The sequence below is a fragment of the Ramlibacter sp. P4_H7 genome (genome assembly GCF_056400765.1).
On the sequence record NZ_JBFUKP010000009.1, the window covers coordinates 181,165 to 206,327 of the forward strand.

Below are 25,163 nucleotides of genomic sequence, written 5' to 3' on the forward strand. Positions count from 1 at the left end.
ATCTTGCATCGACATCTTCCTTGCAGAAAAGGCACTCCCCGTGAAACCCAACTGGATCCTCATCGCCAACGCCACCGAAGCCCGCCTTCTCGAGCAGGAACAAGGCACCCCGCTCGTGGTGCTCCAGGCCTTCCACCATCCGGCCGGCCGCATGCACAGCAGCACCCTGGGCGATGCCAAGGCCGGCAGCGAACACAGCGGCCATGGCTTTGCCAGCGCCGCCCTGCAACCGCGTGTCGATGCGCAATCCAAGGAGCACCTTCACTTCGCGCACGAACTGGCGCAGAAGCTGGAGCAGGGCGCCACGCAGGGCAGCTATGCCGCCCTCAGCATCCATGCGTCCAGTCCCTTCCTGGGCGAGCTGAAGCAGGCTTTGGGCGAACAGACACGCCGCCTGCCCGTCAGTACGCACGACGTGGACCTCACGAGCTTCGGCCTGGGCGAGATCGAAGCGCGCCTGCAGCACCAGGCCACGCCTGCGCGCTGATCGCATCTAGGGCTTGCGCGTTTCCACGCGCTGGCCGTCGCTGACCGCGGGCGGCGGATAGACGATCACCGTGTCGCCCGCCTTCAGTCCGCTGCGCACCCACGCCTCGCTGCCGTTGCGGCCGCCGAGTTCCACCGGCTGCAGCTTTGCCCGGCCGTCCTGCAACCGGTACACGCCGGTGCCGCCGTCGCCGATGGGAAACAGGGCGCCCACGGGTACCATGACCGCCTGCTCCACGGCCTGCGTGATCACGCGCAGCGTCACCCGGTAGCCGTCGCCCATGGCCTGCCAGGCTGGCGGCGGGCTGGCGATGTCCACCACCACCTTCACGCGCTGCTCCTCGATGCCCAGCGCCGACACCTTGGTGAACGCGGCCGGTTCGACCAGGCGCACCCGGCCTTCCACCACGGGGCCGCCCCAGCGCTCGATGACGGCGCGGCGTCCCGGCTGCGCCTGCACGGCGTCGGTGGTGAGCAGTTCGGCGATCACTTCCATCCGCGCCGGGTCGCCCACGTCCAGCAAGGCCGTTCCCGCGGGCACCGTGCCCTCGCTGGTCTGGGCCACCTTCAACACCACCCCGGCGACGGGCGAACGCACGGTGAGCGGCTTGCCGGCCTGCACGGTGCCGCCCGCGGGCAGCAGCGCGGCAGCCGCCTGGGCCTGGTCGTGCAGCGCGCCGTCGCGCTCCGCTTGGGCGGCCTCGACGTCACGCCGGGCTGCATCCAGGGCGAGCCGCGCGCTGTCGAGGCGGGAGCCGGACAGGAATCCTTCGCGGGCGAGCTTCTCCGTGCGGTGCAGCTCCAGCTGGGCCTCCTCGGCCGCGACCTGCGTCCGGCGCACGCGGGCGCCGGCCCGCGCGACGTTGGCCTTGGCGGCCTCGTAGCGGGCGGCGGCCTCGCGCGAGCTGCGTTCGTCCACCATGGAGGACATCACCGGCATCAGCACCGCGACCGCATCGCCCTCGCTCACCCGGTCCCCCTCGCGCAGCGTGATGCGCAGCACGCGGGAGGCGACCGGCGCCGACACGGTGTAGCGGTCCTTCAGCCGGGTGCGGCCGTCCTCCTCGATGCTCTGCTCGTAGCGGCCGGTCACGACCGCCGCCGTTTCCACCGCCACCGGCTTCGGCGCGAAGGCCCAGGCGAGCAGCCCCGCGGCGAGGACGCCCCCAGCGGCGAGCAACACGTATTTCTTCTGGAACATCCCTTTACTCCCGGGTCTTGAGGGCCGCCACCATGTCGAGGCGGTCGATGCGCCGGCGCACGACCAGCGCGCTGGCGATGCCGGCGGCGACCACGCAGATCGCCGCCCAGGCATAGGTGCGCGGCTGGATCACCACCGGAAAGAGGAACTGGTCGGTCTTCATCAGACCGACGAAGGAATGGGTCAGGGCCCAGCCGAGGAACATGCCCAGGGGCAGGGCGACCGCGATGCCGATGGCGAGCTCGCCCAGCAGCAGCACCGACACCTCGGCGCGGGTGAAGCCCAGCACCCGCAGGCTGGCCAGTTCCCAGCTGCGTTCGGCCAGCGCGATGCGCGCGTTGTTGTAGACCACGCCCACCGCGATCACCGCCGCGAAGGCCGTGAGGATGGTGCTCATGATGCGGACGTTGCGGGCGCTGATCTCCTGCATGTTGCGCAGCATCGTCGCCTTGCTGAAGGCACCGGCCACCCTGGGCAGGGCCTGCGTGGACTCCAGCAGCCGGGGCAGGTCGTGCGCACCCACCCGCAGGCTGAAGAAGTTGGCGAGGTCGCCGTCGCCCAGCAGGCGGTTGAGCGTGTCGCGCCGGATGAAGGCGTTCAGGCCCATCATGTCGCGCACCGTGCCCTGCAGCCGGATCTGCAGCACGTCGCGCCGCCCCTCGCGCACTTCCACCGTGACCAGGTCGCCGGGCCTCAGCTGCAGCTTGTCGGCCAGGCGGTCGGTCATCAGCAGGCCGTCGGCCGGGGCGCGCGCGAGCTTCTGGTCCACGTCGATCACGCGCTGCAGCTGCGCGACGTCCGGGTGGCCGTCGATCAGGCCCTTCTCGGAACGGTGCCCGTTGCTGAAGCGCACCTGCAGCCGGCGCCCGGCCTCCACCTGCAGCACGCCGGGCTGGCGCGCCAGCTCGCGCCCGGCCCCGGCATCGACCGCATCGGTCATCCAGACGATCACGTCGCCGCGCATCTGCAGGCTGAACTGCGTGTCAACGATGACATCGATGGCGTCGCGGAAGAAGTTGCCCATGACGACGATCGCCACCGAGGCGGCGATGCCGCCCGTTGTCAGCGCCGCGCGCAGCGGCCGGCGGTCGATGTTGCGCAGGATCATGCGCAGGGCTGGCGCCAGCTTCAGGCGCGGCACCCGCTCCAGCAGCGCGCGGTGGTAGCGGCCCGGCGCCGGCGGGCGCATCGCCTCGGCGGGCGAGAGGCGGATGGTGGCGGCGATCGCCGTCAGCGTGCCCAGCACCGCGGTGGTTGCCACGATGGCCAGCCCGATCCAGGCGAGGGACGCCGGGATGTGGTGCTCGAGCACGGGGAAGCGGTAGAACTCCGCGTACAGGCCCATGAACATCATGCCCAGGGCGCGCCCGAGCGCGACGCCCAGCAGGTAGCCGCCCAGCACCATCGGTGCGACCAGCTTCAGGTAGTGCAGGGCGATCGCGCCGTCGCGGTAGCCCAGGGCCTTGAGCGCCGCGACCTGTTCGCGCTGTGTCGCCACCAGCCGGGCCGTGACCACGTGCAGCAGGAAGCCGGCCACCGCGAGGAAGATCGCCGGCAGGATGGTGCCCAGCACGCGCTGCTCACGGATCTCGTTGTCCAGCATGGCATGCGAGCTCTGTTCGTCCCGTCCGTGCGCGGGCGAACCGCCCAGGACGGCGAGGCGCCGCGTCACCGCATCGGTCACCGCGGGCTCCGAAGCGCCGGGCGCGAGCTTGAGGGCGACGCGGTTGAACGCGCCCCGCAGGTCCAGGGCCGCCGCGAGTTCGTCCTTGTCCACCCAGAACACGCCGAAGGAGCGCAGGTCGGGCATGCCCATGATGCCGCCGAAGATGTACTCGGGCGACAGGGCCGTGCCGGTGATGCGCAGCGTGCGGCGCTTGCCGTTGACCAGCGCCGAGACGTTGTCGCCCGGCGCGAGCCGGTGCGCCTCGGCGAAGCTGGCGGTGACCACGGCTTCCAGGGCGCCGCCGACATGGGAGCCGGCTTCGGGCCAGCGGCCGCTGCGCAGCAGCACCTGGTTCAGGCGCTGCGGCTTGCGGGCGTCGCGGCCGATCAGCTGGCCCATCACCGGGTCGGTGGTTCCGGGAACGCTCACGCGCGCGAACGATTCCACCGTCGTCTGCACGTCCACCACGCCGGGTACTTCGGCGATGCGTTCCGCCATCGCGTCGGGTGCGCGCTTCACCAGGGCGAACACGTCGGCGAAATGCGCCTGCGCGTAGAAGTCGTCGCGGGCGCGCTGCAGCGAGTCGACCGCCGACAGCGTCGCGATGAAGCCGCCGATGCCGCTGGCCACCACCAGCGCGATCGTGAGCGCCTGGCTCCAGAGCAGGCGCAGGTCGCGCAGCACCTTGCGGTCGAGGGCTTTCACTGGGGAACCTCCCCCAGGCTGGTCCGCTGCGCGGCCTGCTCCGCCCCCCTCCGCAAGCGGAGGGGGTCCGCGCCTTCGGGCGGCCGTGCGGCGCTCATAGGAACCTCCCCCAGGATTGCCCGCTGCGCGGGCTGCTCCTCCCCCCTCCGCAAGCGAAGGGGGCGAGCGCCTTCGGGCGGCCGTGCGGCGCTCACTGCGTTCACCAGGACAGCTCCGCCGGGCTGAGCCGGCGTTCGGGCACTTCGATGCTCGCGATCCGGCCGTCCGCCAGCCGCACGACCCGGTCCGCCATGGCGGAGATCGCCGCGTTGTGCGTGATGACGAGCGCGGTGGTCCCCAGCTCCTGGTTGATGCGGGCGATGACTTCCAGCACCAGCTTGCCGGTGGCGTAGTCGAGCGCGCCGGTCGGCTCGTCGCACAGCAGCAGCTGCGGCTGCTTGGCGATGGCGCGCGCGATGGCCACGCGCTGCTGCTCGCCGCCCGAAAGCTGGGAGGGGAAGTGATCGCGCCGCGGCGACAGGGCCACCAGGTCCAGGGCCTTGTCCACCGGCATGGGGTGCGCGGCGATGTCCGTCACCAGCGCCACGTTCTCGGCCACCGTGAGGCTGGGGATCAGGTTGTAGAACTGGAAAACGAATCCGACGTGCTCGCGCCGGTAGGTGGTCAGGGCATCGTCGCTGGCGCCGTGCAGCGCGTGGTCCTCGAACCAGATCTCGCCCGACGTGGGGATATCCAGGCCGCCCAGGAGGTTCAGCAGGGTGGACTTGCCGCTGCCCGACGCCCCCAGCAGGACCACGAATTCGCCGGCGGCCACCTCCAGGTCCACCGCGCGCAGCGCATGGACCGCGGAATCGCCGCTGCCGTAGGTCTTGGTGAGGGCATGGGCCCGGAGGACCGGGCCGGCCGGTCCTGCCGGTTTCATGGGAACGGGTCTTACTGGACCGTGATCTTGCGCGCGTCGGCCGCGGTCTTCTTGGGCAGTTCGAGGCTCAGCACGCCGTCGGCGTACTTCGCCTGCACCTTGGCGTCGTCGATGTCCTGCGCCAGGCTGAAGGTGCGCGAGATGGTGCCGTAGTAGCGCTCGCTGCGCAGCACCTTGTCGCCCTCGCCCTTGGTCTCCTTCGCGCTCTCGGTCTTGGCGTCGATCTGGACGACGTTGCCGTCGATGCGGACGCTGATGTCTTCCTTCTTCACGCCCGGGATGTCGGCCTTGACCTTGTAGGCCTGGTCGTTTTCCGTGACGTCGATGCGCATCTTCAGTTGCTGCGGCGGCTCGCCTTCGAACACCGTGGGCGAGAAGAAGCGGCGCAACGTCGTTTCGAAGTTGTCCCCGAACGTGGGGTCCAGCAGGCGGAGATTGCTCATGATGGTGTCCTTGGATGCTTGGGTCTCTCGTGGCGTGTGCCCGCCACGCGACCAATTTAGGCGCATCGCGGGGCGTCGCGTTGATCTGCCTCAAGCGGCCGGGACGCAGGCTTTCGAGAATGGCCGCCATGGATCTCAGGCATTGGATGCAGGGACTGCGACCTGCACTGTGCGCGTGCATCGCTGCCGTCGGATGGGCGGCTCAGGCCGGACCCGCATCCCCGGGGGAACTCGCCACGCTGTACCGTACCGATGTGGACCGCCGCCTCGAGGTGCCGCCGCAGGAGGTCCGGCACTACGCGCGGCTGGCCGAGGACGCCTTCGCAGCGCAGCTGGTCGCGCCCGAGGGAGCGCAGTACGTTGCCGTGGTCGACCGCGACCCCAAGGTGCAGGCGCTGTTGTTGATGTGGCGCTCGGCGGCAGGCGACTGGCAGCTGGTCGGCGCTTCGCCCGTGTCGACGGGCCGGCCCGGCAGCTTCGACCATTTCCAGACGCCGCTGGGCGTGTTCGACCACACCGGCGCGAACCTCGACTTCCGCGCCGAAGGCACCTTCAACGCCAACGGCATCCGCGGCTACGGCGTGAAGGGCATGCGGGTGTTCGACTTCGGCTGGCAGCGCGTGCCCAAGGGCTGGGGCGACTGGCAGGTGATCGACATGCGCCTGCAGATGCATGCCACTGATCCGGGCGTGCTGGAGCAGAGGCTGGGCACGGCGCAGTCCAAGGGCTGCATCCGCATCCCCGCCGGCCTCAACCGGCTGCTGGATCACTACGGCCTGCTCGACGCGGAATACGACCGCCTCCTGCGCGAGGGGCGCTACTTGTGGATGCTGCCCGAAGACCGCGATCCCGCGGCGGACGCGGGGCGCTACCTCGTGGTCCTGGACACCCAGCGCACCCGTCGGCCCGTCTGGAGCCCGCTGCCGCGGCAGCCGCGCCGCCCGGCGCGCCCCTGAAGCTCAGGGGACCAGCACTGCCGCGCCTTCGAGGCGCCCCTCCCGCAGGTCCGCCACGGCCAGGTTCGCGTCCGCCAGCGCATAAGCCCGCACGTGCGTGCGCAGCGGAACGCGGGCGAGCAAGGCGAAAAAATCCTCGCCGTCGGCGCGCGTGAGGTTGGCCACGGACCGCAGCTCCCGTTCGCCCCACAGCAGCGCATAGGGAAAGGCCGGGATCTCGCTCATGTGGATGCCGCCGCAGACCACGACGCCGCCCTTGCGAACCGAGACGAGTGCGGCGGGCACCAGCGGCCCGGAGGGGGCGAAGATCAGCGCGGCGTCGAGTTCCGCCGTCGGCGGCTCGTCGCTGCCGCCGGCCCAGGCGGCCCCCAGGCTCCGGGCGAAGGCCTGGGCCTGCGCGTCGCCGGGACGCGTGAAAGCGTGGACCTCCTGGCCGTGGGCCACGGCGAGCTGGCAGACGATGTGCGCCGCGGCCCCGAATCCCCAGAGGCCGATCCGGCGCACGGCGGCGCCGCCGGCGAGCCGCCAGGTGCGAAATCCGATCAGGCCGGCGCACAACAGCGGCGCCGCGTGCAGGTCGTCGACGTCTGCAGGCAAGGCGAAGCAGAACCGCGCGTCGGCCACGGCGTGCTCGGCATAACCGCCGTCGCGGTCGTAGCCGGTGAAAAGCGGGGCGTCGCACAGGTTCTCTCGGGCCGCGCGGCAGTAGGGGCAGGTTCCGCAGGCGCGGCCCAGCCACGGGACGCCGATGCGCGTCCCCACGGGGAAGCGCTTGGCATCTGGCCCCTGCGTCACCACTTCGCCGACGATTTCGTGGCCCGGCACGACGCCATCGCGATGCGGGGGCAGGTCGCCGTCGATGAGGTGCAGGTCGGTGCGGCACACGCCGCAGGCGCGAACGCGCACCAGCACCTCCCCGGGGCCGGGCTGCGGCACCGCGCGCCGCGCGGCACGCAGGGTGCGATTCCCGGTGTCCACGACCATCGCGAGCATGTCCTGCGCCGGCATGGCGCGATGCTAGTGCGGCGCAGCCCCGAGGTGACCGGCAAATGCCCGCCGCTTGACCTGTAGCAAGCCGGACTGGCGCGGCAAGCTCGACGATCGCGGCATGCCCGCCCGCAAACCGCTTCCCGCCCTGCCGCACGCCGATCCGCTGGACCTGCCCCTCAAGAGCACGCTGGCCCGCGTGGCCAACGGCATCTCGCCCGCGTCGCTCGCGCTGGCCCACCTGGACTGGCTGCTGCACCTGGCGGTTTCGCCCGCCAAGCAGGCGCAGCTCGGCTCGAGCGCGCTGCACAAGTGGCTGCTCTGGCTGCAGTACGCATCGCAGTCCTGGCAGGGACCGTGCGACCGCTGCATCGAGCCGGTGGCGGAGGACAAGCGCTTCGCCCGGCCGCAGTGGCAGCAGCCGCCCTTCAGCGCCCTCGCACAGGCCTTCCTGCTCACCCAGCAGTGGTGGAACGAGGCCAGCACCGGGGTGCGGGGCGTGGCGCCGCACCACGAGGAGGTGGCCTCCTTCACGGTGCGCCAGTGGCTCGACATGCTGTCGCCCTCCAACTCGCCGCTGCTCAACCCCGAGGTGCTGGGCGAAACGGCCAGGACCGGCGGAATGAACTTCGTGCAGGGCTCGGCGAACTGGTGGCGCGACGCCCTGACCGTCGCGGCGGAAGGCAAGGCGCGGGGGGTGGAGGCGTTCCGCCCCGGAGAGGGGGTCGCGCTCACGCCGGGCAAGGTGGTCTACCGCAACGCGCTCGTCGAACTGATCATGTACGAGGCCAGCACGAAGAAGGTGGCGGCGGAGCCGGTGCTGGTGGTGCCCTCGTGGATCATGAAGTACTACATCCTCGACCTGACGCCGCAGGATTCGCTGGTCAAGTACCTGGTGGACCAGGGGCACACCGTGTTCATGGTGTCCTGGCGCAATCCGGGCTCCGCCGACCGCGACCTCGGGCTGGACGACTACCTGGAGCAGGGCGTGCTGGAGACCGTGAAGGCGGTGCAGGCGATCTGTCCCGGGGTCGGCATCCATGCCGCCGGCTACTGCCTCGGGGGCACCCTGCTGGCCATGGCCGCTTCGGTGCTGGGAGGCCGCCACGACACCGCGCTGCGGACGGTATCCGTCCTCGCCGGCCAGGTGGACTTCGAGGACCCGGGCGAGCTGGGCCTCTTCATGGACGACAGCCAGGTCGCCTTCCTGGAGGACCTGATGGCGGAGTCCGGCTACCTGGATGGCCGGCGCATGGCCGGGGCCTTCCAGCTGATCAACTCCAAGGACCTCGTGTGGTCCAAGCTGCTGCACGAATACCTGATGGGCGCCCACACGCCCATGACCGCGCTGCGCGCCTGGAACGCCGACGCCACCCGCATGCCCGCGCGCATGCACAGCGACTACCTGCACCGCCTGTACCTGCGCAACGAACTCGCGAAGGACGCCTACCGCTTCCAGGGCCAGCACGTCACCCTGCGGGCGCTGCACGCGCCGCTGTTCGTGGTCGCGACGGAACGGGACCACGTGTCGCCGTGGACCTCGGTCTACAAGATCCTGCGGCTGGTGCACGCCCGCGCCCGCTTCGTGCTGGTGTCCGGTGGCCACAACGTGGGCATCGTGAGCCCGCCATCCGGCCCGTCGGCGCATCCCGGTGCGAGCTATCGCTGGGCCGACCACGAACCGCACGAGGCGCCGGCGGACACGCAGGAATGGCAGGCGGGCGCGGTGCAGGTGCAGGGTTCGTGGTGGAAGTGCTGGCACGACTGGCTGCGCGAGCACGGCACCGCGGAAGTGCCGGCACGGACGGTGCCCAGCGTGCGGATCGGCGGGAAGGTGGTGCCGGCGCCCGGCACCCACGTGTTTCAGGAGTGAAGGAAGCGCGCCGAGGCCATCACGTCCTCGGAGTTCACCAGTTGCGTGGCGCAACTGAGGAGTTCGCTGTTCATCTCCAGCGCCGCGTCGGCCAGGTCGCGCCAGCAGCGGGCCGCGCTCTCCAGGTCCTCGCGCATCGTCTCGGCCTGAACCAGCGCCAGGTCGGCGGGCGAGCTCGGCTTGCGCATCTTCTCGGCCGCCGCCGCATGGCGCTCGGCGGCCGCGTGCGCGGCGTCCTCCTGGATGCGGCGCATGCTCTCGAAACCCCGGAACAGGACGCTGGCGCCCTCGCTGGCCGCGGCCATCTGCTGGCGGCCGAAATCGCCGGCCCAGTCCCAGGGCTGGCGGGACGTGGCGGGCTCGGCCGCCGGGACCTTGCGGGCGTTCTTCGTGGCCATGGTGGCTCCTGGCGATTCAGCGCCGCGGCGTGCCGGGGCGCTCGTGGATGGTCTGGCAGGCGGTGCAAAAGGCCGTCGCGGGCAGCGCGCGCAGGCGGCGCTCGTCGATCGGCTCGCCGCAGTCCTCGCACATTCCGTAGCTGCCTTCGTCGACCCGGCGCAGCGCGGCCGCGACCTGGTCCAGTTCCGCGGAGGCATGCGCATAGGCGGCCTCGTCGACCACGGCGCGGGTCTCTTCGGCCGCCACGTCCTTGAAGTCCAGCACCTCCGGCGGGTTGTCGCCGGCGATGTTGGCGCCCGCGGCCTGCTGCAGCATCGCGCGCAGTTCGGCCTGCCGCCGCCGAAGCATCTCGGTCATCTCGCGGGTGAGGGGATTCGGCTCGACAGTCAGAGTCATGGAGGGGCCCTGCGATGAAAGGACCACCCCATTTTGGGCGCCCCGCCGTCGGGCGTCTTGATCTGGGACAACGGTTGCGCGCCGCAGCCGCCTAACCTCACGCGTGCGGCTGCGATGCCGCGTTCCAGGAAGAAACCCATGAGCGTGCGCCATCTCGACAGCCTGTTCGCGCCCCGGTCGGTCGCGGTGATCGGCGTGTCGGAGCGCGAGGGCAGCCTGGGGGCCATCGTCCTGCGCAACCTGCGCGCCGGCGGCTTTGCGGGTCCGGTCTGGGCGGTGAACAAGCGTGCCGGCGTGGTCGACGGCGTGCCGGTGATCGAGGGCGTGGAGGCGCTGCCGCAGGCGCCCGACCTGGCCGTGATCTGCACGCCGGCGCCCAGCGTGCCCGGCCTGGTCGAGGCCCTGGGCCGCAAGGGCACGCGCGCCGCGATCGTGCTGACCGCGGGCCTCAAGCAGCCCATGGCCGAGGACGGCACCAGCTTCGAGCAGGCCATGCTGGCGGCGGCGAAGCCCTTCGTGCTGCGCATCCTGGGGCCCAACTGCATCGGCGCGCTGGTGCCCGGGCTGGGCCTGAACGCCAGCTTCGCACCCGGCTCGGCCGCACCGGGCCGGCTCGCCTTCGTGACGCAATCGGGCGCGCTGGCCACCGCCATGCTGGACTGGGCCAACGCGCAGGCGATCGGCTTCTCGCATTTCATCTCGCTGGGCGACAGCGCCGACGTGGATTTCGGCGACGTGCTCGACTACCTCGGCAGCGACAGCAGCACGCGCGCCATCCTGCTGTACGCGGAGTCGGTGAAGCAGGCGCGCAAGTTCATGTCGGCGGCGCGCGCCGCCGCACGCAACAAGCCCGTGATCGTGGTGAAGTCCGGTCGCGCGCCCGAAGGTGCGCGCGCTGCGGCCTCGCACACCGGCGCCCTGGCCGGCTCCGATGCCGTGTTCGATGCCGCGGTGCGGCGTGCCGGCATGGTGCGCGTGGACACGCTGGAGGCGCTGTTCGACGCCGCCCAGACGCTCGCGCGCGTGCAGCGCTGGCGCGGCGAACGCCTGGCCATCGTCACCAACGGTGGCGGCGCCGGCGTGCTGGCGGCCGACGCACTCTCGCTCGGCCAGGGGCAGCTGGCGCAGCTCGCGCCGGAGACGATCGCAGCGCTCGATGCGGCGCTGCCGGCCAACTGGTCGCGCGGCAACCCGGTGGACCTGATCGGTGATGCGCCCGTGGAGCGCTACACCCGGGCGCTGGACATCCTGCTGAAGGCGCAGGAGGTGGACGGCGTGCTGTTCATGCACGCGCCCACTGCCATCGTGCCGGCCGCGCAGATCGCCGCGGCCTGCGCGCCGCCGATGCGCGAGGCGTCCAAGCCGGTGCTGAGCTGCTGGCTGGGCGGCACCTCGGTCGAGCCGGCGCGGCGGCTGTTCGCGCAGGCGCACCTGGCCAGCTACACGACACCGGAACACGCGGTGGCCGGCTGGCTCCAGCTGGTGCAGTACCACCGCAACCAGGACGCGCTGCTGCAGTTGCCCGACGCGCAGCCGAGCGAATTGCGCGTCGACCAGGCCGCGGCGCAGGCGATCCTGCGGCAGGCGCTGGCCTCCGGCCGCGAATGGCTGGACGAGGAACAGGCCAAGCAGGTGCTGCAGGCCTACGGCATCCCGGCGGTGGCGACCCGCCGCGTTCGCAACGCGGACGACGCCGTCGCGGCGGCGGAGGACATCGGCTTTCCCGTGGCCATGAAGATCCTGTCGCCGCAGATCCTGCACAAGAGCGACGTCGGCGGCGTCGCCCTCAACCTGGCGACCGCCGAGGAGGTGCGCGCGGAGGCCGTGCGCATGCGCCAGCGGGTCGCGCGCTTGAGCCCGGAGGCCCACGTCACGGGCTTCACGGTGCAGGCCATGGCCCATCGGCCGCGCGCGCACGAGCTGATCCTGGGCATCGCCGACGACGCGGTGTTCGGACCGATCGTGTTGTTCGGCGCCGGGGGCACGGCGGTGGAGATCCACAAGGACCGGGCGGTGGCGCTGCCGCCGCTGAATGCGCCGCTGGTACGCGACCTGGTGGGACACACGCGGATCGGGGCGCTGCTGGGCGGCTACCGCGGGCAGGCCGGCGTGCAGCAGGCCGCCCTCACCGACGCGGTGCTGCGGGTGTCGCGCCTGGCCTGTGACCTGCCCGAGCTCGCCGAACTGGACATCAACCCACTGCTGGCCGATGCGGACGGGGTGCTCGCGCTCGATGCCCGCATCCGCGTGCGGCGCCCGCAGCCGGGCGAGGGGAATCGCCTGGCCCTGCGTCCCTATCCCTCGGAGCTGGAGGAGGGCTGGGACCTGGGCGGCACGAAGCTGCAGGTACGCCCGATCCGGCCCGAGGACGGCGAGCGCCTCGCCACCTTCTACGCCGAGGCATCGCCCTCCGACCTGCGGCTGCGCTTCTTCATGGCGCGGCGCGAAGTGCCGCGCTCGGAGCTCGCCCGCTACTGCCAGATCGACTACGAACGCGAGATGACCTTCGTGGCCATGGACGGGGACCGCATGGCCGGTGAGGTGCGTGCGATCTGCGATCCGGACAACCGGGAGGCCGAGTTCGCCGTGCAGGTCGCCGGCCCTTGGCAGCGCCGGGGCCTCGGCCGCAAGCTGCTCGCCAAGCTGCTGGCCTACCTGCGTGCCCGCGGCACGGCCGAAGTGGTCGGCGTCTGCCTGCAGGACAACCCGGGAATGATCGCCCTGGCGCGCTCCTGCGGCTTCGACATCAGGACCGGACCGGACGACACGATGCACCTTCGGCTGCCGCCGGCGCCGGCGCGCTGAGCCCGGTCGCTCGCGTCAGGTGCTGCCGCGCACCACCAGCTCGAAACCCAGGTGCACGCAGGGCTTGGGCACGGACTCTCCCCGCATCAGCGCCACCAGCATTTCCGCCGCCGCGGTGCCGATCTCCGCGCGCGGCGTGCGCACCGTGGTGAGCGGCGGCAGCATCTGGTCGCTGCCCGTGAGGTCGTTGAAGCCGGCGACCGCCACGCGTTGCGGCACCGGGATGCCCAGGCGCAGCGCCGCGAGCAGGGCGCCCTGGGCCAGGTCGTCGTTGCAGAAGAAGACGGCATCCACCGGGGGAACCTGCCCCATGATCTGCTCGAACATCACCCCGCCCAGTCCGATGGAGGAGGGCGCCGGGTTCAGCCATTCCAGCGTCGGCGTGTAGAGGCCCGCCTCGCGCATCGCCTGGCGCCATCCTTCGAGGCGCTGCAGCGTCCGGGGATCCAGCTGCGCCGCCGCGAAAGCGATGCGCCGGCGGCCCCGCTCCAGCAGGTGGCGCGTCATCGCCTTGCTGGCGTCCGCCTGCGACAGGCCCACGCTGTAGACGCCGGGCGCCGGCGAAGTTTCCATCAGGTGCACGCAGGGCACGCCGCTCCCCGCGATCAGCGCGCGGGTCGCATCGCTGCGGTCGAAGCCGGTGACCAGCATGCCTGCGGGCCGGTGCAGCAACTGGCCCCGCATCAGCTGTTCCTCCTCCAGCGGGTCGTAGTGGGTGACGCCGATCAGGGTCTGGTAGCCGGCGCGGGCCAGCGTGCGCTGCGCTGCCTCGACCAGGTCCACGAACAGCGCGTTGGACAGGGCCGGAACCAGCAGGGCCACCTGCGTGCCGTGACGCGAGGCGAGGGCCCGCGCCGCGGGGTCGGGAACGTAGCCCAGGCGGTTCACGGCCGCCTGCACGCGCGCCACCAGCTCCGGGTCGACGGCCCTTTCGCCCCGCAGCGCTCGCGAGACGGTGATTGGGCTCACGCCGGCGGCTTGCGCCACGTCGGCGAGCGTGACCCGGCCGGTGGCCCGGGACCGCGAAGGCTTGGCGTTCATCCGGGAAAACCCGTATCGAATTCGGCTGGCATTTGTTTAGGATAGCGCTATCCAATGGCGTTTGGCAAGGGTGTGGAACCCAGGTCTGCAGCGGCAGCAACGGGGTTCCAGGCACCGGTCCAGCGCCTTTTCCTTTCTTTCCTTGGACAGCGCTATCCAATGGGCTTGCGGATCGTGATCATGGGTGTGGCCGGCTGCGGCAAGTCCAGCCTCGGCGCCGCCGTCGCCGCCGCGCAGGGCCTGCCCCTGATCGAAGGCGACGACTTCCACAGTGCCGCCAACCGCGAAAAGATGGCGCAGGGAACGCCTCTGACCGACAGCGACCGCGCGCAGTGGCTCGTCACGCTTGGCGAGCAGCTCGCGGCGCACTCTGATGGCGTGGTGCTCACCTGCTCGGCGCTCAAGCGCGCCTACCGCGACCAGCTGCGCAGCGCCGCGCCGGGCCTGCGCTTCGTGTTCCTCGAGATCGACCGCGACGCCGCGCAGCAGCGCGTGGCCGGCCGCGGCGCCCACTTTTTTTCCGCGAGCCTGGTGGACAGCCAGTTCGCGACGCTCGAATCGCCCGTGGGCGAGCCGGGCGTGCTCCGGGTCGACGCCCTGGAACCCCTCGAACTGCTGCAGCGCCGCGTCGGCGCCTGGCTGGACGACAAGGACCCCGCATGAACCTCCCCCTGGCCCAAGGCCGCTTCCAGCGGACCACCAACTGGCTCATGGCCGCATGCCTCGGCGTGATGGCCGTCGCCGTGTTCATCAACGTGGTCCTGCGCTATGGCTTCGGCAGCGGCATCGCCGCGAGCGAGGAACTGTCGCGGCTGCTGTTCGTGTGGATGGTGTTCATCGGCGCTACCGCGGCCTATCCGGCGGGCGAGCACATGGCCTTCACTTCGCTGGTGGGCCTGCTGAAGGACCGTCCCACCGCCATGGCGGCCATGACGGCATTGATCCGCGTGCTGGTGATCCTGGGCTGCGTCCTGCTGGCCTGGGGCGCCTGGCAGCAGGTCGTGGTCGGCATGGACAGCAAGTCGGTGGTGCTCGCCTATCCGGCGGCGCTGCTGCCGCTGCCGGCGATGCTGGCGGCGATCGCCATCGGGGTGATGGCGCTCGTCGAACTGGTGCGCCGCGATCCCCTGGACCTTGGCCACAGCGCCGAAGTGGAGTGAACGCCATGTCGCCCGAAGCGCTCGCCTTCTTCGTCTTTTCCGCCGGCATGCTGGTGCTCATGGGCATCGGCATGAACATGGCCCTGGCCCTGGTGCTCACCGGCGCCGGCATGGCCGCCGTCCTCGGCTTCTGGGACACCCAGCTGCTGGCACAGAACCTGGTGGCGGGCGTGGACAGCTTCCCGCTGCTGGCGGTGCCGTTCTTCATCCTCGCGGGCGAGCTGATGAACACCGGCGGCATCAGCAAGCGGATCATCGACATGGCGCAGGCCTGGGTGGGCCACATCCGCGGCGGCCTGGGCTACGTGGCGATCGGCGCGGCGGTGCTGATGGCCAGCATGAGCGGCTCGGCCCTCGCCGACACCGCGGCGCTGGCCACCATCCTGCTGCCGATGATGAAGCGGCAGGGCTACCCGATGGCGACCTCGGCCGGCCTGCTGGCCTCGGGCGGCATCATCGCCCCGATCATTCCGCCGTCGATGCCCTTCGTGATCTACGGCGTCACGACCAACACCTCGATCTCGTCCCTGTTCCTCTCCGGCATCGTGCCGGGGCTGATCATGGGCGTGGGCCTGGTCGTCGCGTGGAAGTGGGTGCTGCGCAGGATCGAACTGCCGGCGGGCGAACCGCTGCCCCTGAATGAGCGCCTGCGGGCCACGGCCAAGGCCTTCTGGGCCATGCTGATGCCCCTGATCATCATCGGCGGCATGAAGACCGGGGTGTTCACGCCCACGGAAGCGGCGGTGGTCGCCGCCTTCTACGCGCTGGTGGTGGCCCTGTTCATCCACCGCGAGATGCGCATCCCCGACATCGGGCCGGTGCTGGTGCGCGCAGCCAAGACGACCGCCATCGTGATGTTCCTGTGCGCCGGCGCCCAGGTCGCCAGCTACATGATCACGCTGGCGGACCTGCCCGCCGTGCTGACCGGATGGCTGGGCCCGCTGGTCGAGAGCCCGCGGCTGCTGATGGCCGTGATGATGGTCGTGCTGGTGCTGATCGGCACCGCGCTGGACCTGACCCCCACGATCCTGATCTTCGGGCCGGTGATGCTGCCGATCGCGGTGAAGGCGGGCATCGATCCCGTGTACTTCGGCCTCATGTTCGTCCTGAACGGTGCGATCGGCCTGATCACGCCGCCGGTGGGCACCGTGCTGAACGTCGTCGCCGGGGTGGGGCGCCTGTCGCTGCACCAGGTGATCAAGGGGGTGAACCCCTTCCTCGTGACCTACATCCTGATCCTCGCGCTCTTCGTCGTCTTCCCGCAGCTGGTCATCGCGCCGGTTGCGTGGATGCGCTGAGTTTTCTTCCTCCCACGTTCCCTTCGAAAGAGACAAAAGTGAACCTCCTCCGTCGCACCATTCTCGCGGCCGCCACCGGCGCCGCGCTGCTCGCGCCCGTCGCGGGCTTCAGCGCCGACATCAAGCCGCGCCTGATCCGCTTCGGCTACGGCCTCAACGAGAACAGCAACCAGGGCCGCGCGGCCAAGGTCTTCGCCGAGCAGGTGGAAAAGGCCTCCCAGGGCAAGATGAAGGTGCGCGCCATCGGCGCCGCCGCGCTGGGCCCGGACACGCAGATGCAGCAGGCGCTGATCGGCGGCGCGCAGGAAATGATGGTGGGCTCCACCGCCACGCTGGTGGGCATCACCAAGGAAATGGCCCTGTGGGACACGCCCTTCCTGTTCAACAACGCCAAGGAAGCCGACGCCGTGCTGGACGGCCCGATCGGCACCAAGGTGATGAACAAGCTGCAGGACAAGGGCCTCGTGGGCCTGGCCTACTGGGAAAACGGCTTCCGCAACCTCACCAACAGCAAGCGCCCGGTGACCAAGGTGGAAGACCTGGAAGGCATCAAGCTGCGCGTGATGCAGAACAACGTGTACCTGGACTCCTTCAAGACGCTGGGCGCCAACGCGGTGCCGCTGCCGTTCTCGGAGCTGTTCAGCGCGCTGGAGACCAAGACGGTCGACGGCCAGGAGAACCCGTACAACACCATCCTGTCCTCCAAGTTCTACGAGGTGCAGAAGTACCTGACGGTGTCCAACCACGTCTACAGCCCGTGGATCGTGCTGGTGTCGAAGAAGTGGTGGGACGGCCTGTCCAAGGACGAACAGAAGATCCTGAGCGACGCCGCCAAGGCCAGCCGCGACTTCGAGCGCAAGGACACCCGGGAAGAGGGCGCCAAGGCGCTGGCCGACCTGAAGGGCAAGGGCATGCAGATCAATGAATTGCCCGCCTCCGAGGCCGGCCGCATGCGCGACAAGCTGACCAAGGTGAACGCCGAGATCGCCAGCAACGTCGGCATGGATCTCTGGAAGGAGACCCAGGACGAACTGGCGAAGATGCGCGGCACGAAGAAGTAAGCCGCTGGCCATTTGGTCGTCATCCAGCCGCTCCGGAAGGGGCGGCTTTTTCTTTGCTTCGTCGCGGCTGGCTGGGACCGGGCGAGAACGGGGCAGCCCGCCTCGGCGAATGTCCCCCGGCGCGGGCTCGAGAGCCCGCGCCTCCTCCTTTATTTCGCCGAGACGGGCTGCCCCGCTCTCGCCCTGCGCCGCGCCTCAACACAGACGGGCTCGCCCACCGGCTGGACAATTTGCAGGCTGGCGCACCACGGCATCCACGGCCGACGCTCCACGACGGCGCAGGATCAGGGTGGGGTAGTCCGCCTGTGCGAAATAAAGGAGGAGACGCGGGCTTCAGCCCGCGGCGGGGGACATTCGCACAGGCGGGCTGCCACGCCCTGGCCCGGCCCACAGGAGCGGGTATCCGTCAGGACGCGAGAAACCGCTTCCGCATCGTGTACGCGATGCCGCCCGCCGCTGCCAGCACGGCCAGCACGACGAGTCCCAGTCCCAGCCGCACCTGGTCTCCCAGCAGGTAGGCATTGCACAGGCGCAGCGGGGAGTCCATGAACAGCTGCCCGATCGCCGCAGTCATCGGCAGTACGTTGCCGAGGAAGAAGGCCTGCACCAGCAGGCCCGCGCGCTGCCACGACAACCGGAGGGCCGCGCCGCAAACCAGCAGGGCCAGGAATTTCGCCGCCTCGACCCGCCCATCCACCAGGGCGAGATCGAGCAGCAGCGGGATCATCAGCAGCATCAGGACCAGGACGGCGGCGAGCAGGCCGGCGAAGCCATGCGCGTTCCACGCATCGGCTCGCCGGCGCCAGCGCATCGGCAAGGCCCGTGCGAACAGGGCGCCCGCCAGCACCAGCAGCGGGAACTGCACGAGCATGTGCAGCGTCATGCTCGATTCCAGCACCTTCCGAACGGGCGGCAGCGCCAGCAGCGCAAGGCCCGCCGCCGCCATCACGGTGCCGGGCTGGGGCCACGTCCGCATCACGGCGTTCCGCCATCCACCAGGTGCAGCGCGTAGTCGAGCGCCAGCTGCTGCTGCGCGAGGTCGAAGATGCGCAACAGCCGGCCATCGCGGTCCACCACGAGCAAGGCGGCGTTGTGTTCGAAGTCGCCGCGTCCGCTGGGCACCACCACGACACGGAAGGCGTCGAGCAGCCGCTGCGTGTCGGCGGCCTGCGGCACGCGCACGAAGTTCCACCAGCGCGGGTCCGCGCGCATGCGCTGCGCATAGGCGGCCAGCTCAGGGGCGCCGTCGCGGGCGGGGTCGAAGCTGATTGACAGCAGCCGCACGCGCCCAGAGGTGCCGCTCGCCGGCCTCGCCTGCAATGCCTCCTGCATCTGCTGGAAGATCGCGCCACCGGCCAGGCAGACGGTTTCGCAGCGGGTGTAGATGAATTCCACGACAGTGGCGTCCCGCTCGTTGGCGAGCAAAGTCCGCAGGTCCGGCGCGGCCACGCCCGGCCCCTGCACCGGTACGGCCGGCGCCGGCACCGGCGAGCGCGCCACTTCGAGCCGGCGCGCATCCTCGGCGGTCCAGGCCTGGAAGCCGTGCGTGAGCCGCGCGGCGCCGGCGTAGGCGGCCCACGACAGCGCGACACACAGCAAGGCGGTGCGCAGCATCAACGGGCCAGCGCCTTGTTGCGCCCGTGGAAGCGCAGCGGCCGGGCCCGCGCGGGATCGACCTTGGGCGGCAGGACCTGGGCGAGGGTGTACCCGTCCAGATACTCCATGAAGCTGCGCAGTGCGCCGTCCATCACGCCGGTCAGGTGGCAGCTGCCGTGGAGCATGCAGCTGTGGCCGGTCGAAAAGCATTCGACGATGAAGAAATCGGGCTCCATCGTGCGCACCACGTCGCCCAGCACGATCTCCGAAGCCGGGCGGCCCAGGCGGATGCCGCCGCCCTTGCCGCGGGTGGTCTGCAACCAGCCGCCCAGGGCCAGCTGGTTGGTGATCTTCATCAGGTGCGTCTGCGAGATGTCATACGCGCCGGCGACCTCGGCGATCGTGCACAGCCGTTCCGGCCGCTGCGCGACGTACATCAGCAGCCGGATGGCGTAATCGGTCATTCGCGCGAGCCGCATGGGCAGGTCCTTGTGCTCAGGGAGATCGGCCGGCCAGCGCCCCGAGCTCGGCGCCGCCGTTGAAAGGCTTGTCCCTCGGATTCTGCTTGCGTTGCGCGGCGAACAGCGCGGCGTCCACCTGCGGGGCCTGGTTGGACCAGTTCGCCCGCACGTAGCTGGCCACCGCCGCCAGCTCGGCGTCGCCCAGCCGGCCAAAGGCCGGCATGGCGCCCTTGTAGGTCACCCCCTTCACGGCGAGTTCACCCTCCACCCCGTGCAGCAGGATGTTGGCCAGCACGCGCGGATCGCCCTGGACCCATTCGGACCCATCGAGCGGCGGGAACACGCCGGCCACGCCGGTGCCGCCGGCCTGGTGGCAGGCGACGCAGTTGGCCATGAACACCTGCTTGCCGTCGACCACGCCGATGGCGCCGACGGCGGGACGCAGGTCGGCCACCGTGCGGCGATCGCCGAGGCCGGGCATGCCGAAGGGCTCGGAGAACAGGATGTAGCCGGCCCCTGCCAGCACCATCAGCAGGGTGACGCCGGCGACCAGCCGCGGGATCGGCTGGATGCGTTCGGTCGGGTCGGCGGTTTCGCGGATCTGCGCCGGCGTCGGCGCGGGGGCGTGGTTGGGCATTCGGCTGCTTCTCGCTTCAGGGTCGGGGCGCCGCGGGCAGCACCGGGTAGGTGTGGTCCAGCGCCTGCAGGTACTTGACGAGGTCCAGCGCCTCGGGCCGGGGAACGACCACCTTGCCCTCCCCGGGGCCGTGGCCCGGCGGCAGCGACAGGGGCTGTTCGCCCTCGCGTTCGGCTTCGCGCGCGTCCTTCTCCGCGAACAGGAAGGGGTAGGCCGGCATGATCGAGTCCTTCACGTACGCGCGTGGCTGGTACAGGTGGCCCAGGTGCCAGTCCTTGCTGGGCTGGCGCGCGCCGATGTTGAACAGGTCCGGCCCGGTGCGCATGCTCCCCAGCAGATGCGGCTTGTCGTACACGTAGTCGCCGGGCACCGAGGCACGGCCCCAGCCGCGTTGCAGGTCGGGGCCGAGCGCGCGGTCGCGCGGCTGCTGGCTGTGGCAATACACGCAGCCATTGGCGACATACACCTCGCGGCCGCGCAATTGCGCGTCCGTGTAGGGTTGCAGCTTGGCGGGCGGCGGCACGTCGCGCACCTGCAGGTAGGGCATCACCACCAGGGCGGCGGTGGCGACGCCGAGGGCGACCATCGCGCCCGACGCCAGCTTCAGTTCATTTTCCATACGAGAGCTCCAGCTCCTGCGGCCGCGCCGGGCCGAACAACGCGGCGCCGGTGCGCATCGGCCCGAAGCGCAGGGCCATGGCGAGGAAGTGGCCGACGAACACCAGGTGGCTGGCGAGCATCAGGCTGCCGCCGACGGAGCGCCACTGCAGGTAGGGCCGCGTCAGCGTCACCGATTCCATGAACGCCCGGGCCGGATCGAGCATGGCCAGTCCCTGCAGCCAGCCGCCGATGGTGAGGGCGACGAAGTAGACCGTGATGCCGATCGCGGCCAGCCAGAAGTGCAGGGTGATGAGCCGCGGATAAGGCCATTCCCAGTTCAGCACGCGCGGCATCATGAAGTACACGGCGCCGAACAGCACCATGCTGACGAAGCCGTATGCCCCCAGGTGCGCGTGGCCGACGGTGTAGTGGGTGAAGTGCGTGACGGCGTTGACGCTGCGCAGCGCTTCCATCGAGCCCTGCAGCGAGGAGGCCAGGTAGACCAGGCCGCCGAACATCATGAAGCGCAGCGTCGGCGAATGGCGCGCCAGGTGCATGCGCCCCTGCAGCGTCCCGCCCATGTTGATGCTGAAGGCGATCACCGGGATCACCATCATCATGCTCTGCACGATGGACAGCGTGACCAGCCAGCCCGGCACCGGACCGCCGATGAGGTGGTGGCCGCCCACCTGTCCGTAGAAGAAGGCCAGCGTCCAGAAGCCCAGGATCGACAGGTTGTACGAGCGCACCGGCCGCCCGATGATCTTGGGCAGGAAGTAGTAGATGGCGCCCACGCTCACCGGGGTGAACCACAGGCCCAGCACGTTGTGGCCGTACCACCAGTTGGTGGTCGCCTGCTGCACCCCGGTGTGGACGCCGGGCAGTTTCGCCACCACGAACAGCAGCGTCACCCACAGCAGTCCAGCCACCAGGTACCAGACGCTGACGTACAGGTGTTCGGCCTTGCGGTTCACCAGCGTGAACAGCACCGGCAGGATGATCATCACCAGGCCGGCCACCATGAACAGGCCGATCTGCCAGGGGATCTCCAGGTACTCCATCCCGTCGCTCCAGCCGATGGCGATGGCGCCCACGCCGGCGGCGATGCCGGTGTTGATCAGCGCGCCGCCCAGCAGCGTCCACGCCGTGCCGCGCAGTTCGGTGCGCAGCAGGCGAGGCAGCAGCCACAGGATCAGGCCGAGCGCCGCGTTGGTGATCCAGCCGTAGAGCACCGCCGTCAGATGCACCGTGCGCATGCGGCCGAAAGTCAGCCAGCCTTGCTGCACCAGCCAGTCGGGCGCATGCAGCTTGATCGAGGAGGTCAGGCCGGCAGCCGACCCCAGCAGCAGCCAGAAGCAGGCGAAGGCCACGAACATGAAGACGGGGAAGGCGCTCGAGCGGTCGGCCCGCACGCGGTCCTGGAGGTCCGCAGCGTCGGTGGCGTCCGTGGCCGGCGTGTCGGCGGCCTGCTGCAGCGATTGCCTGCCCTCGGGCGGCAACGCGGGGTCGTCCACGCGGCCGACTTCGCCGCGCGCGAAGATCACCGAGGCGGCCGCCGGGTTCTCCACCAGCAGGCCCTTGCGCAGCGACCAGATGAAGGCGAACAGCCCGAGGATGGAGAGCAGGAAGGCGGCGAGCAGGCTGAGGATGGCGCTGTCCATCAGGCGTGGCCCTCCTGGACGCGATCCGCCCGGCTGGCCTGGTAGCCGTACCACAGGCTCTCGGCGATGCGGGCCGCGAGATCGTTGGCGCGTTCGGCCATGGCGTCGTTGCCCAGGGCGGCCGTGGTCTGGCGGAACAGCGCCAGCCAGCGCTGGAACAGTTGCGCGTCCAGTCCGGGCAGCGCGACGTGCTTGGGCATGGGCGTGCCGCGGAAGCGGGCGGTGCCGCGCAGCGCGCCGGACCAGAAGTCCACCATCGTCGCCAGGTGCCGGTCCCATTGCCGGACGTGCGCTTCGAAGATGGGCCCGAGCACCGCGTCCTGGCGCACGCCGCCATAGAAGGAGTGCACCAGCCGGGTCACTTCTTCCTCGGTGCAGAGATCGGGGGTGGGCATGTCGGGGGTTCTCCTTTCGTGCGGGACGCCGGATTATAAGATGCATAGAAAGATCATCTTAAAGACGCATGCGACGAAGGGGTTTCAACGCTCGGACCTGGCATCAACGGCACGAAGGGCAGGGTCACTGTCGCCTTCGCCACAACCCTGACCTACAATAACATTCATACAATATTCATGTTCAAGGCCAACCCATGAAGCGCGCCGCGGAATTGATGCCTCTCTCGCGGGAGCATCACGAAGCCCTGGTGCTCGCGCGCCGGGCCTGCGAGCCGGAACGCGCGGATCCCGCCGCGCTGCGCGAGCAGGTGCTGCGTCGCTGGGGCGAGCAGTTCGAGCCGCACTTCACCGCCGAGGAACAGGTCCTGCTGGCGGCCTTGACCGCTGCCGGTGCGGGCACCGAGGCCAGCGCCGCCCGGCAGGATCACGAGCTGCTGCGGGCGCTGGTGCAACGACTGAGCGACGGCGAGCCGGGATGCCTGCCCGCCTGGGGCGACGCGATGCGCGCGCACGTGCAGTGGGAAGAGCGGCACCTGTTCCCGCTGGCCGAGCGCCTGCTCGACCTGCCCCTGATCGCCAGCGGCCTGCACGCCGCAGGACATGGAACCCCATGAACCACGCCACCCCAACCGCCTTCCCGTCCTTCTTCGATGCCGTACCGGTGATCCGGCTGCAGGATCCGCTGGCCGACTTCCTCGGCGCCGCGCGCGACGGCCTGCTGGAGTACCGCTACGTCGATGTCGTCCGGCTGGCCGGCCACTCGTGTCCCACGGTCGCCAGCGCCTTCCTCATGACCCGGGCCGCCCTGCAGGCGCTGTACCCGCAGGGACTGCCGCGACGCGGCGATCTGCGGGTGGAACTGCGCGATTCCCCCGACCAGGGCGTGACGGGCGTGATCGGCAACGTCGCCGGCTATCTCACCGGAGCGGCGGGCGAGGGCGGGTTCCATGGCATCGCCGGGCGCTTCGTGCGGCAGGGACTGCTGGCGTACGCGGTTCCCATGGAACCGCAGCTGCGCTTCACCCGCCTGGACACCGGCGAGAGCGTCGGCGTGTCAGCCGACCTGGCCAAGGTTCCGGGGCATCCGCGCGCCGCCGAAATGATGGCACGCTGCCTGCGCGGGCAGGCCTCGGGCGAAGAGCAGGAAGCTTTCCGCGCCGCCTGGCAAGGCCGGGTGCAGCGCCTGCTGCTGCAGCATGGCGACGACCCCGATGTGATCGTGCTGGCGCGCGAACCAGGGGCCGGTCTGGCCCGCGTATCGGAGAAACACGCATGAACGCCGTCGCAATGCAGCCAGACCGCTCTCCCGCCGCCGGCTGCGCCGCCTACCAGGGCGACGATCCTTGCCTGCCTTGCGCCCTGGCCGAGGCCGAGGAGGCCGCCGGCCATGCGCCCGTGCGGCGGAGGTTGCGCCGGGGCGAGGCCCTGTTCCGGCAGGGCGATCCGTGCCGCAACGTCTATGCGGTGCGTAGCGGCACGTTCAAGACCCTGATCCCTGGGCTCGATGGACGCGAGCAGGTGACCGGGTTCCAGCTGGCCGGCGACGTGCTCGGTCTCGACGGGCTGGCGCACGGCCGGCACGCCAGCCAGGCGGTCGCACTGGAGGATTCCGAAGTCGTCGTCCTGCCCTACGGCGGCGATGCCCGGAGCGACCCACGCGCCCTGTTCGAAGTGCTGCCGCGGCTGATCGGCCGCGAGCTGGTGCGAAAGCAGAAGCTCGCGGTGCTGCTGTCCTGCATGAGCGCGGAACAACGGCTGGCGTCCTTCCTGCTGAACCTGGCGCGCCGGCTGGAGGCCCGCGGCTACTCCGCCACCGAATTCCACCTGCGCATGACGCGCAGCGAGATCGGCAGCTACCTCGGGCTGAACCTGGAGACGGTCAGCCGCACGCTGTCGTCCCTGCACCAGCGCGGAGTGCTCGAAGTGTCCGGCCGCCACGTGTTGCTGCGGGATCGCCAGGCGCTTGCGCATTCCTTCGGCGAACCTGCCGCCACTCGGCGCGGTGCGGCTTCCGCCGTCCTGCACCCTGCGTGACATCGCAGCGCCGCGATCCGGGCCTGGGCAGGGTGGATCGTGAGGGCGCGGCCACGCTGAATCGCAGTGGCGCAAGAGGGCGCGCGTTGTCCGGTAAACGGGCGGGCAGGGCGACCGCGCAGCCGACCCTGCGCTAGCTGTGAAGGTCCAATAGGTTGTATCTGTCCATCTGAGTTGAGTTTGAGAGACTGGGAATCGCCAAACCCCCCGTCTTACTCAAGGAACTCAACCAGATGAACATTCACAAGAATGCCAGACTGACGTTGGCCCGTCGTCTCGAAATGGTTCAAGCCATGACACTGCGCGGCCTGAGCGCCCCGGATGCCGCCGACCAGCAGGGCGTGACCGCGCCCACCGCGCGCAAATGGCTTGGCCGATAC

At 70.4% G+C, this 25,163-nt stretch carries 27 protein-coding genes; 12 read left to right on the top strand and 15 right to left on the bottom strand.

What is annotated here, in order from left to right; translation table 11 throughout:
• The first annotated feature begins 40 nt into the window (after nucleotides 1-40).
• Nucleotides 41-487: a host attachment protein gene (locus AC1DSA_RS14510; RefSeq protein ID WP_477890326.1), complete on the top strand. Its 447-nt coding sequence runs from the start codon at nucleotides 41-43 to the stop codon at nucleotides 485-487.
• A gap of 6 nt (nucleotides 488-493) precedes the next feature.
• On the opposite strand, the gene AC1DSA_RS14515 is transcribed toward AC1DSA_RS14510, so the two are convergent.
• From AC1DSA_RS14515 to AC1DSA_RS14530, 4 genes are all read right to left on the bottom strand, one after another.
• Nucleotides 494-1,687, bottom strand: a complete 1,194-nt coding sequence (locus AC1DSA_RS14515; RefSeq protein ID WP_477890328.1) for an efflux RND transporter periplasmic adaptor subunit — start codon at nucleotides 1,685-1,687, stop codon at nucleotides 494-496.
• Nucleotides 1,688-1,691: 4 nt separating this feature from the next.
• Nucleotides 1,692-4,058, bottom strand: coding sequence for an ABC transporter permease (locus tag AC1DSA_RS14520; RefSeq protein WP_477890330.1), 2,367 nt, complete (start codon nucleotides 4,056-4,058; stop codon nucleotides 1,692-1,694).
• A 199-nt stretch (nucleotides 4,059-4,257) separates the two neighbouring features.
• Nucleotides 4,258-4,980 carry an ABC transporter ATP-binding protein gene (locus tag AC1DSA_RS14525; RefSeq protein WP_477890332.1) on the bottom strand — a complete coding sequence of 241 codons (723 nt, stop codon included), beginning with the start codon at nucleotides 4,978-4,980 and terminating at the stop codon, nucleotides 4,258-4,260.
• Nucleotides 4,981-4,991: 11 nt separating this feature from the next.
• Nucleotides 4,992-5,423 (bottom strand): Hsp20/alpha crystallin family protein, encoded by a 432-nt coding sequence (locus tag AC1DSA_RS14530; RefSeq protein WP_477890334.1) that lies wholly within the window; start codon nucleotides 5,421-5,423, stop codon nucleotides 4,992-4,994.
• Between the two features lie 128 nt (nucleotides 5,424-5,551).
• On the opposite strand from AC1DSA_RS14530, the gene AC1DSA_RS14535 reads away from it, so the two are divergent.
• Entirely contained in the window at nucleotides 5,552-6,379 is an 828-nt protein-coding gene (locus tag AC1DSA_RS14535) for a L,D-transpeptidase (RefSeq protein WP_477890336.1), read from the top strand.
• Between the two features lie 3 nt (nucleotides 6,380-6,382).
• On the opposite strand, the gene AC1DSA_RS14540 is transcribed toward AC1DSA_RS14535, so the two are convergent.
• Nucleotides 6,383-7,372, bottom strand: a complete 990-nt coding sequence (locus AC1DSA_RS14540) for a zinc-dependent alcohol dehydrogenase family protein (RefSeq protein ID WP_477890384.1) — start codon at nucleotides 7,370-7,372, stop codon at nucleotides 6,383-6,385.
• Between the two features lie 115 nt (nucleotides 7,373-7,487).
• Between AC1DSA_RS14540 and AC1DSA_RS14545 the strand changes: the two genes are divergently transcribed.
• The gene (locus AC1DSA_RS14545) at nucleotides 7,488-9,239 is read left to right on the top strand and encodes a PHA/PHB synthase family protein (protein ID WP_477890338.1); all 1,752 of its coding nucleotides are present in this window, start codon (nucleotides 7,488-7,490) and stop codon (nucleotides 9,237-9,239) included.
• On the opposite strand, the gene AC1DSA_RS14550 is transcribed toward AC1DSA_RS14545, so the two are convergent.
• Both AC1DSA_RS14550 and AC1DSA_RS14555 read right to left on the bottom strand, forming a co-directional pair.
• Nucleotides 9,230-9,637 carry a phasin family protein gene (locus tag AC1DSA_RS14550; protein ID WP_477890340.1) on the bottom strand — a complete coding sequence of 136 codons (408 nt, stop codon included), beginning with the start codon at nucleotides 9,635-9,637 and terminating at the stop codon, nucleotides 9,230-9,232. The genes AC1DSA_RS14545 and AC1DSA_RS14550 overlap by 10 nt on opposite strands.
• A gap of 16 nt (nucleotides 9,638-9,653) precedes the next feature.
• The gene (locus AC1DSA_RS14555; protein WP_477890342.1) at nucleotides 9,654-10,034 is read right to left on the bottom strand and encodes a TraR/DksA family transcriptional regulator; all 381 of its coding nucleotides are present in this window, start codon (nucleotides 10,032-10,034) and stop codon (nucleotides 9,654-9,656) included.
• A gap of 138 nt (nucleotides 10,035-10,172) precedes the next feature.
• On the opposite strand from AC1DSA_RS14555, the gene AC1DSA_RS14560 reads away from it, so the two are divergent.
• The gene (locus AC1DSA_RS14560; RefSeq protein ID WP_477890344.1) at nucleotides 10,173-12,839 is read left to right on the top strand and encodes a bifunctional acetate--CoA ligase family protein/GNAT family N-acetyltransferase; all 2,667 of its coding nucleotides are present in this window, start codon (nucleotides 10,173-10,175) and stop codon (nucleotides 12,837-12,839) included.
• A 15-nt stretch (nucleotides 12,840-12,854) separates the two neighbouring features.
• On the opposite strand, the gene gntR is transcribed toward AC1DSA_RS14560, so the two are convergent.
• Nucleotides 12,855-13,880 carry an HTH-type transcriptional regulator GntR gene (gene gntR, locus AC1DSA_RS14565; RefSeq protein WP_477890346.1) on the bottom strand — a complete coding sequence of 342 codons (1,026 nt, stop codon included), beginning with the start codon at nucleotides 13,878-13,880 and terminating at the stop codon, nucleotides 12,855-12,857.
• Nucleotides 13,881-14,039: 159 nt separating this feature from the next.
• On the opposite strand from gntR, the gene AC1DSA_RS14570 reads away from it, so the two are divergent.
• Genes AC1DSA_RS14570 through AC1DSA_RS14585 form a run of 4 tightly spaced genes read left to right on the top strand, consistent with a single transcriptional unit; the run spans nucleotide 14,040 to nucleotide 17,399 of the window.
• Nucleotides 14,040-14,543: a gluconokinase gene (locus tag AC1DSA_RS14570; protein WP_477890348.1), complete on the top strand. Its 504-nt coding sequence runs from the start codon at nucleotides 14,040-14,042 to the stop codon at nucleotides 14,541-14,543.
• Nucleotides 14,540-15,040: a TRAP transporter small permease subunit gene (locus AC1DSA_RS14575; protein ID WP_477890350.1), complete on the top strand. Its 501-nt coding sequence runs from the start codon at nucleotides 14,540-14,542 to the stop codon at nucleotides 15,038-15,040. The genes AC1DSA_RS14570 and AC1DSA_RS14575 overlap by 4 nt, the downstream gene beginning before the upstream one ends.
• A gap of 5 nt (nucleotides 15,041-15,045) precedes the next feature.
• On the top strand, nucleotides 15,046-16,338 hold the full coding sequence (locus AC1DSA_RS14580) for a TRAP transporter large permease (RefSeq protein ID WP_477890352.1): 1,293 nt from the start codon (nucleotides 15,046-15,048) through the stop codon (nucleotides 16,336-16,338).
• Nucleotides 16,339-16,376: 38 nt separating this feature from the next.
• Entirely contained in the window at nucleotides 16,377-17,399 is a 1,023-nt protein-coding gene (locus AC1DSA_RS14585; RefSeq protein ID WP_477890354.1) for a TRAP transporter substrate-binding protein, read from the top strand.
• Between the two features lie 406 nt (nucleotides 17,400-17,805).
• Here the strand turns inward: AC1DSA_RS14585 and AC1DSA_RS14590 are convergent, their stop codons facing one another.
• The 7 genes from AC1DSA_RS14590 to AC1DSA_RS14620 are packed head-to-tail and all read right to left on the bottom strand — an operon-like array spanning nucleotide 17,806 to nucleotide 22,749.
• Nucleotides 17,806-18,375, bottom strand: a complete 570-nt coding sequence (locus AC1DSA_RS14590; protein ID WP_477890356.1) for a hypothetical protein — start codon at nucleotides 18,373-18,375, stop codon at nucleotides 17,806-17,808.
• Entirely contained in the window at nucleotides 18,375-19,013 is a 639-nt protein-coding gene (locus tag AC1DSA_RS14595; RefSeq protein WP_477890358.1) for an SCO family protein, read from the bottom strand. Before AC1DSA_RS14595 ends, AC1DSA_RS14590 begins: the two co-directional genes overlap by 1 nt.
• Entirely contained in the window at nucleotides 19,013-19,474 is a 462-nt protein-coding gene (locus AC1DSA_RS14600; RefSeq protein ID WP_477890360.1) for an RrF2 family transcriptional regulator, read from the bottom strand. Before AC1DSA_RS14600 ends, AC1DSA_RS14595 begins: the two co-directional genes overlap by 1 nt.
• 16 nt (nucleotides 19,475-19,490) lie before the next feature.
• Nucleotides 19,491-20,093, bottom strand: coding sequence for a c-type cytochrome (locus tag AC1DSA_RS14605; protein WP_477890362.1), 603 nt, complete (start codon nucleotides 20,091-20,093; stop codon nucleotides 19,491-19,493).
• A 16-nt stretch (nucleotides 20,094-20,109) separates the two neighbouring features.
• A complete protein-coding gene (locus AC1DSA_RS14610; RefSeq protein ID WP_477890364.1) occupies nucleotides 20,110-20,712 on the bottom strand; it encodes a cbb3-type cytochrome c oxidase subunit II in 603 nt (200 codons plus the stop codon).
• Nucleotides 20,702-22,354, bottom strand: coding sequence for a cbb3-type cytochrome c oxidase subunit I (locus tag AC1DSA_RS14615; RefSeq protein ID WP_477890366.1), 1,653 nt, complete (start codon nucleotides 22,352-22,354; stop codon nucleotides 20,702-20,704). Before AC1DSA_RS14615 ends, AC1DSA_RS14610 begins: the two co-directional genes overlap by 11 nt.
• Nucleotides 22,354-22,749 (bottom strand): group III truncated hemoglobin, encoded by a 396-nt coding sequence (locus tag AC1DSA_RS14620; protein ID WP_477890368.1) that lies wholly within the window; start codon nucleotides 22,747-22,749, stop codon nucleotides 22,354-22,356. The genes AC1DSA_RS14615 and AC1DSA_RS14620 overlap by 1 nt, the downstream gene beginning before the upstream one ends.
• 194 nt (nucleotides 22,750-22,943) lie before the next feature.
• Here AC1DSA_RS14620 and AC1DSA_RS14625 point away from each other — a divergent pair, with 194 nt between their 5' ends.
• From AC1DSA_RS14625 to AC1DSA_RS14640, 4 genes are all read left to right on the top strand, one after another.
• Nucleotides 22,944-23,363, top strand: coding sequence for a hemerythrin domain-containing protein (locus AC1DSA_RS14625; protein WP_477890370.1), 420 nt, complete (start codon nucleotides 22,944-22,946; stop codon nucleotides 23,361-23,363).
• Complete coding sequence (locus AC1DSA_RS14630) at nucleotides 23,360-24,025, top strand: FmdE family protein (RefSeq protein WP_477890372.1); 666 nt, start codon at nucleotides 23,360-23,362, stop codon at nucleotides 24,023-24,025. The genes AC1DSA_RS14625 and AC1DSA_RS14630 overlap by 4 nt, the downstream gene beginning before the upstream one ends.
• Entirely contained in the window at nucleotides 24,022-24,783 is a 762-nt protein-coding gene (locus tag AC1DSA_RS14635; protein ID WP_477890374.1) for a helix-turn-helix domain-containing protein, read from the top strand. Before AC1DSA_RS14630 ends, AC1DSA_RS14635 begins: the two co-directional genes overlap by 4 nt.
• A 233-nt stretch (nucleotides 24,784-25,016) precedes the next feature.
• Nucleotides 25,017-25,163 (top strand): helix-turn-helix domain-containing protein (locus tag AC1DSA_RS14640; protein ID WP_477890386.1); only part of this gene is annotated, 147 nt, incomplete at its 3' end.

Coding starts and splice junctions, on each gene's coding strand:
- AC1DSA_RS14515 (WP_477890328.1), bottom strand. CDS start 1,687: ATGTTCCAGAAGAAATACGTGTTGCTCGCCGCTGGGGGCGTCCTCGCC.
- AC1DSA_RS14525 (WP_477890332.1), bottom strand. CDS start 4,980: ATGAAACCGGCAGGACCGGCCGGCCCGGTCCTCCGGGCCCATGCCCTC.
- AC1DSA_RS14530 (WP_477890334.1), bottom strand. CDS start 5,423: ATGAGCAATCTCCGCCTGCTGGACCCCACGTTCGGGGACAACTTCGAA.
- AC1DSA_RS14535 (WP_477890336.1), top strand. CDS start 5,552: ATGGATCTCAGGCATTGGATGCAGGGACTGCGACCTGCACTGTGCGCG.
- AC1DSA_RS14540 (WP_477890384.1), bottom strand. CDS start 7,372: ATGCTCGCGATGGTCGTGGACACCGGGAATCGCACCCTGCGTGCCGCG.
- AC1DSA_RS14545 (WP_477890338.1), top strand. CDS start 7,488: ATGCCCGCCCGCAAACCGCTTCCCGCCCTGCCGCACGCCGATCCGCTG.
- AC1DSA_RS14550 (WP_477890340.1), bottom strand. CDS start 9,637: ATGGCCACGAAGAACGCCCGCAAGGTCCCGGCGGCCGAGCCCGCCACG.
- AC1DSA_RS14555 (WP_477890342.1), bottom strand. CDS start 10,034: ATGACTCTGACTGTCGAGCCGAATCCCCTCACCCGCGAGATGACCGAG.
- AC1DSA_RS14560 (WP_477890344.1), top strand. CDS start 10,173: ATGAGCGTGCGCCATCTCGACAGCCTGTTCGCGCCCCGGTCGGTCGCG.
- gntR (WP_477890346.1), bottom strand. CDS start 13,880: ATGAACGCCAAGCCTTCGCGGTCCCGGGCCACCGGCCGGGTCACGCTC.
- AC1DSA_RS14570 (WP_477890348.1), top strand. CDS start 14,040: ATGGGCTTGCGGATCGTGATCATGGGTGTGGCCGGCTGCGGCAAGTCC.
- AC1DSA_RS14575 (WP_477890350.1), top strand. CDS start 14,540: ATGAACCTCCCCCTGGCCCAAGGCCGCTTCCAGCGGACCACCAACTGG.
- AC1DSA_RS14580 (WP_477890352.1), top strand. CDS start 15,046: ATGTCGCCCGAAGCGCTCGCCTTCTTCGTCTTTTCCGCCGGCATGCTG.
- AC1DSA_RS14590 (WP_477890356.1), bottom strand. CDS start 18,375: ATGCGGACGTGGCCCCAGCCCGGCACCGTGATGGCGGCGGCGGGCCTT.
- AC1DSA_RS14595 (WP_477890358.1), bottom strand. CDS start 19,013: ATGCTGCGCACCGCCTTGCTGTGTGTCGCGCTGTCGTGGGCCGCCTAC.
- AC1DSA_RS14600 (WP_477890360.1), bottom strand. CDS start 19,474: ATGCGGCTCGCGCGAATGACCGATTACGCCATCCGGCTGCTGATGTAC.
- AC1DSA_RS14605 (WP_477890362.1), bottom strand. CDS start 20,093: ATGCCCAACCACGCCCCCGCGCCGACGCCGGCGCAGATCCGCGAAACC.
- AC1DSA_RS14610 (WP_477890364.1), bottom strand. CDS start 20,712: ATGGAAAATGAACTGAAGCTGGCGTCGGGCGCGATGGTCGCCCTCGGC.
- AC1DSA_RS14615 (WP_477890366.1), bottom strand. CDS start 22,354: ATGGACAGCGCCATCCTCAGCCTGCTCGCCGCCTTCCTGCTCTCCATC.
- AC1DSA_RS14620 (WP_477890368.1), bottom strand. CDS start 22,749: ATGCCCACCCCCGATCTCTGCACCGAGGAAGAAGTGACCCGGCTGGTG.
- AC1DSA_RS14625 (WP_477890370.1), top strand. CDS start 22,944: ATGAAGCGCGCCGCGGAATTGATGCCTCTCTCGCGGGAGCATCACGAA.
- AC1DSA_RS14630 (WP_477890372.1), top strand. CDS start 23,360: ATGAACCACGCCACCCCAACCGCCTTCCCGTCCTTCTTCGATGCCGTA.
- AC1DSA_RS14635 (WP_477890374.1), top strand. CDS start 24,022: ATGAACGCCGTCGCAATGCAGCCAGACCGCTCTCCCGCCGCCGGCTGC.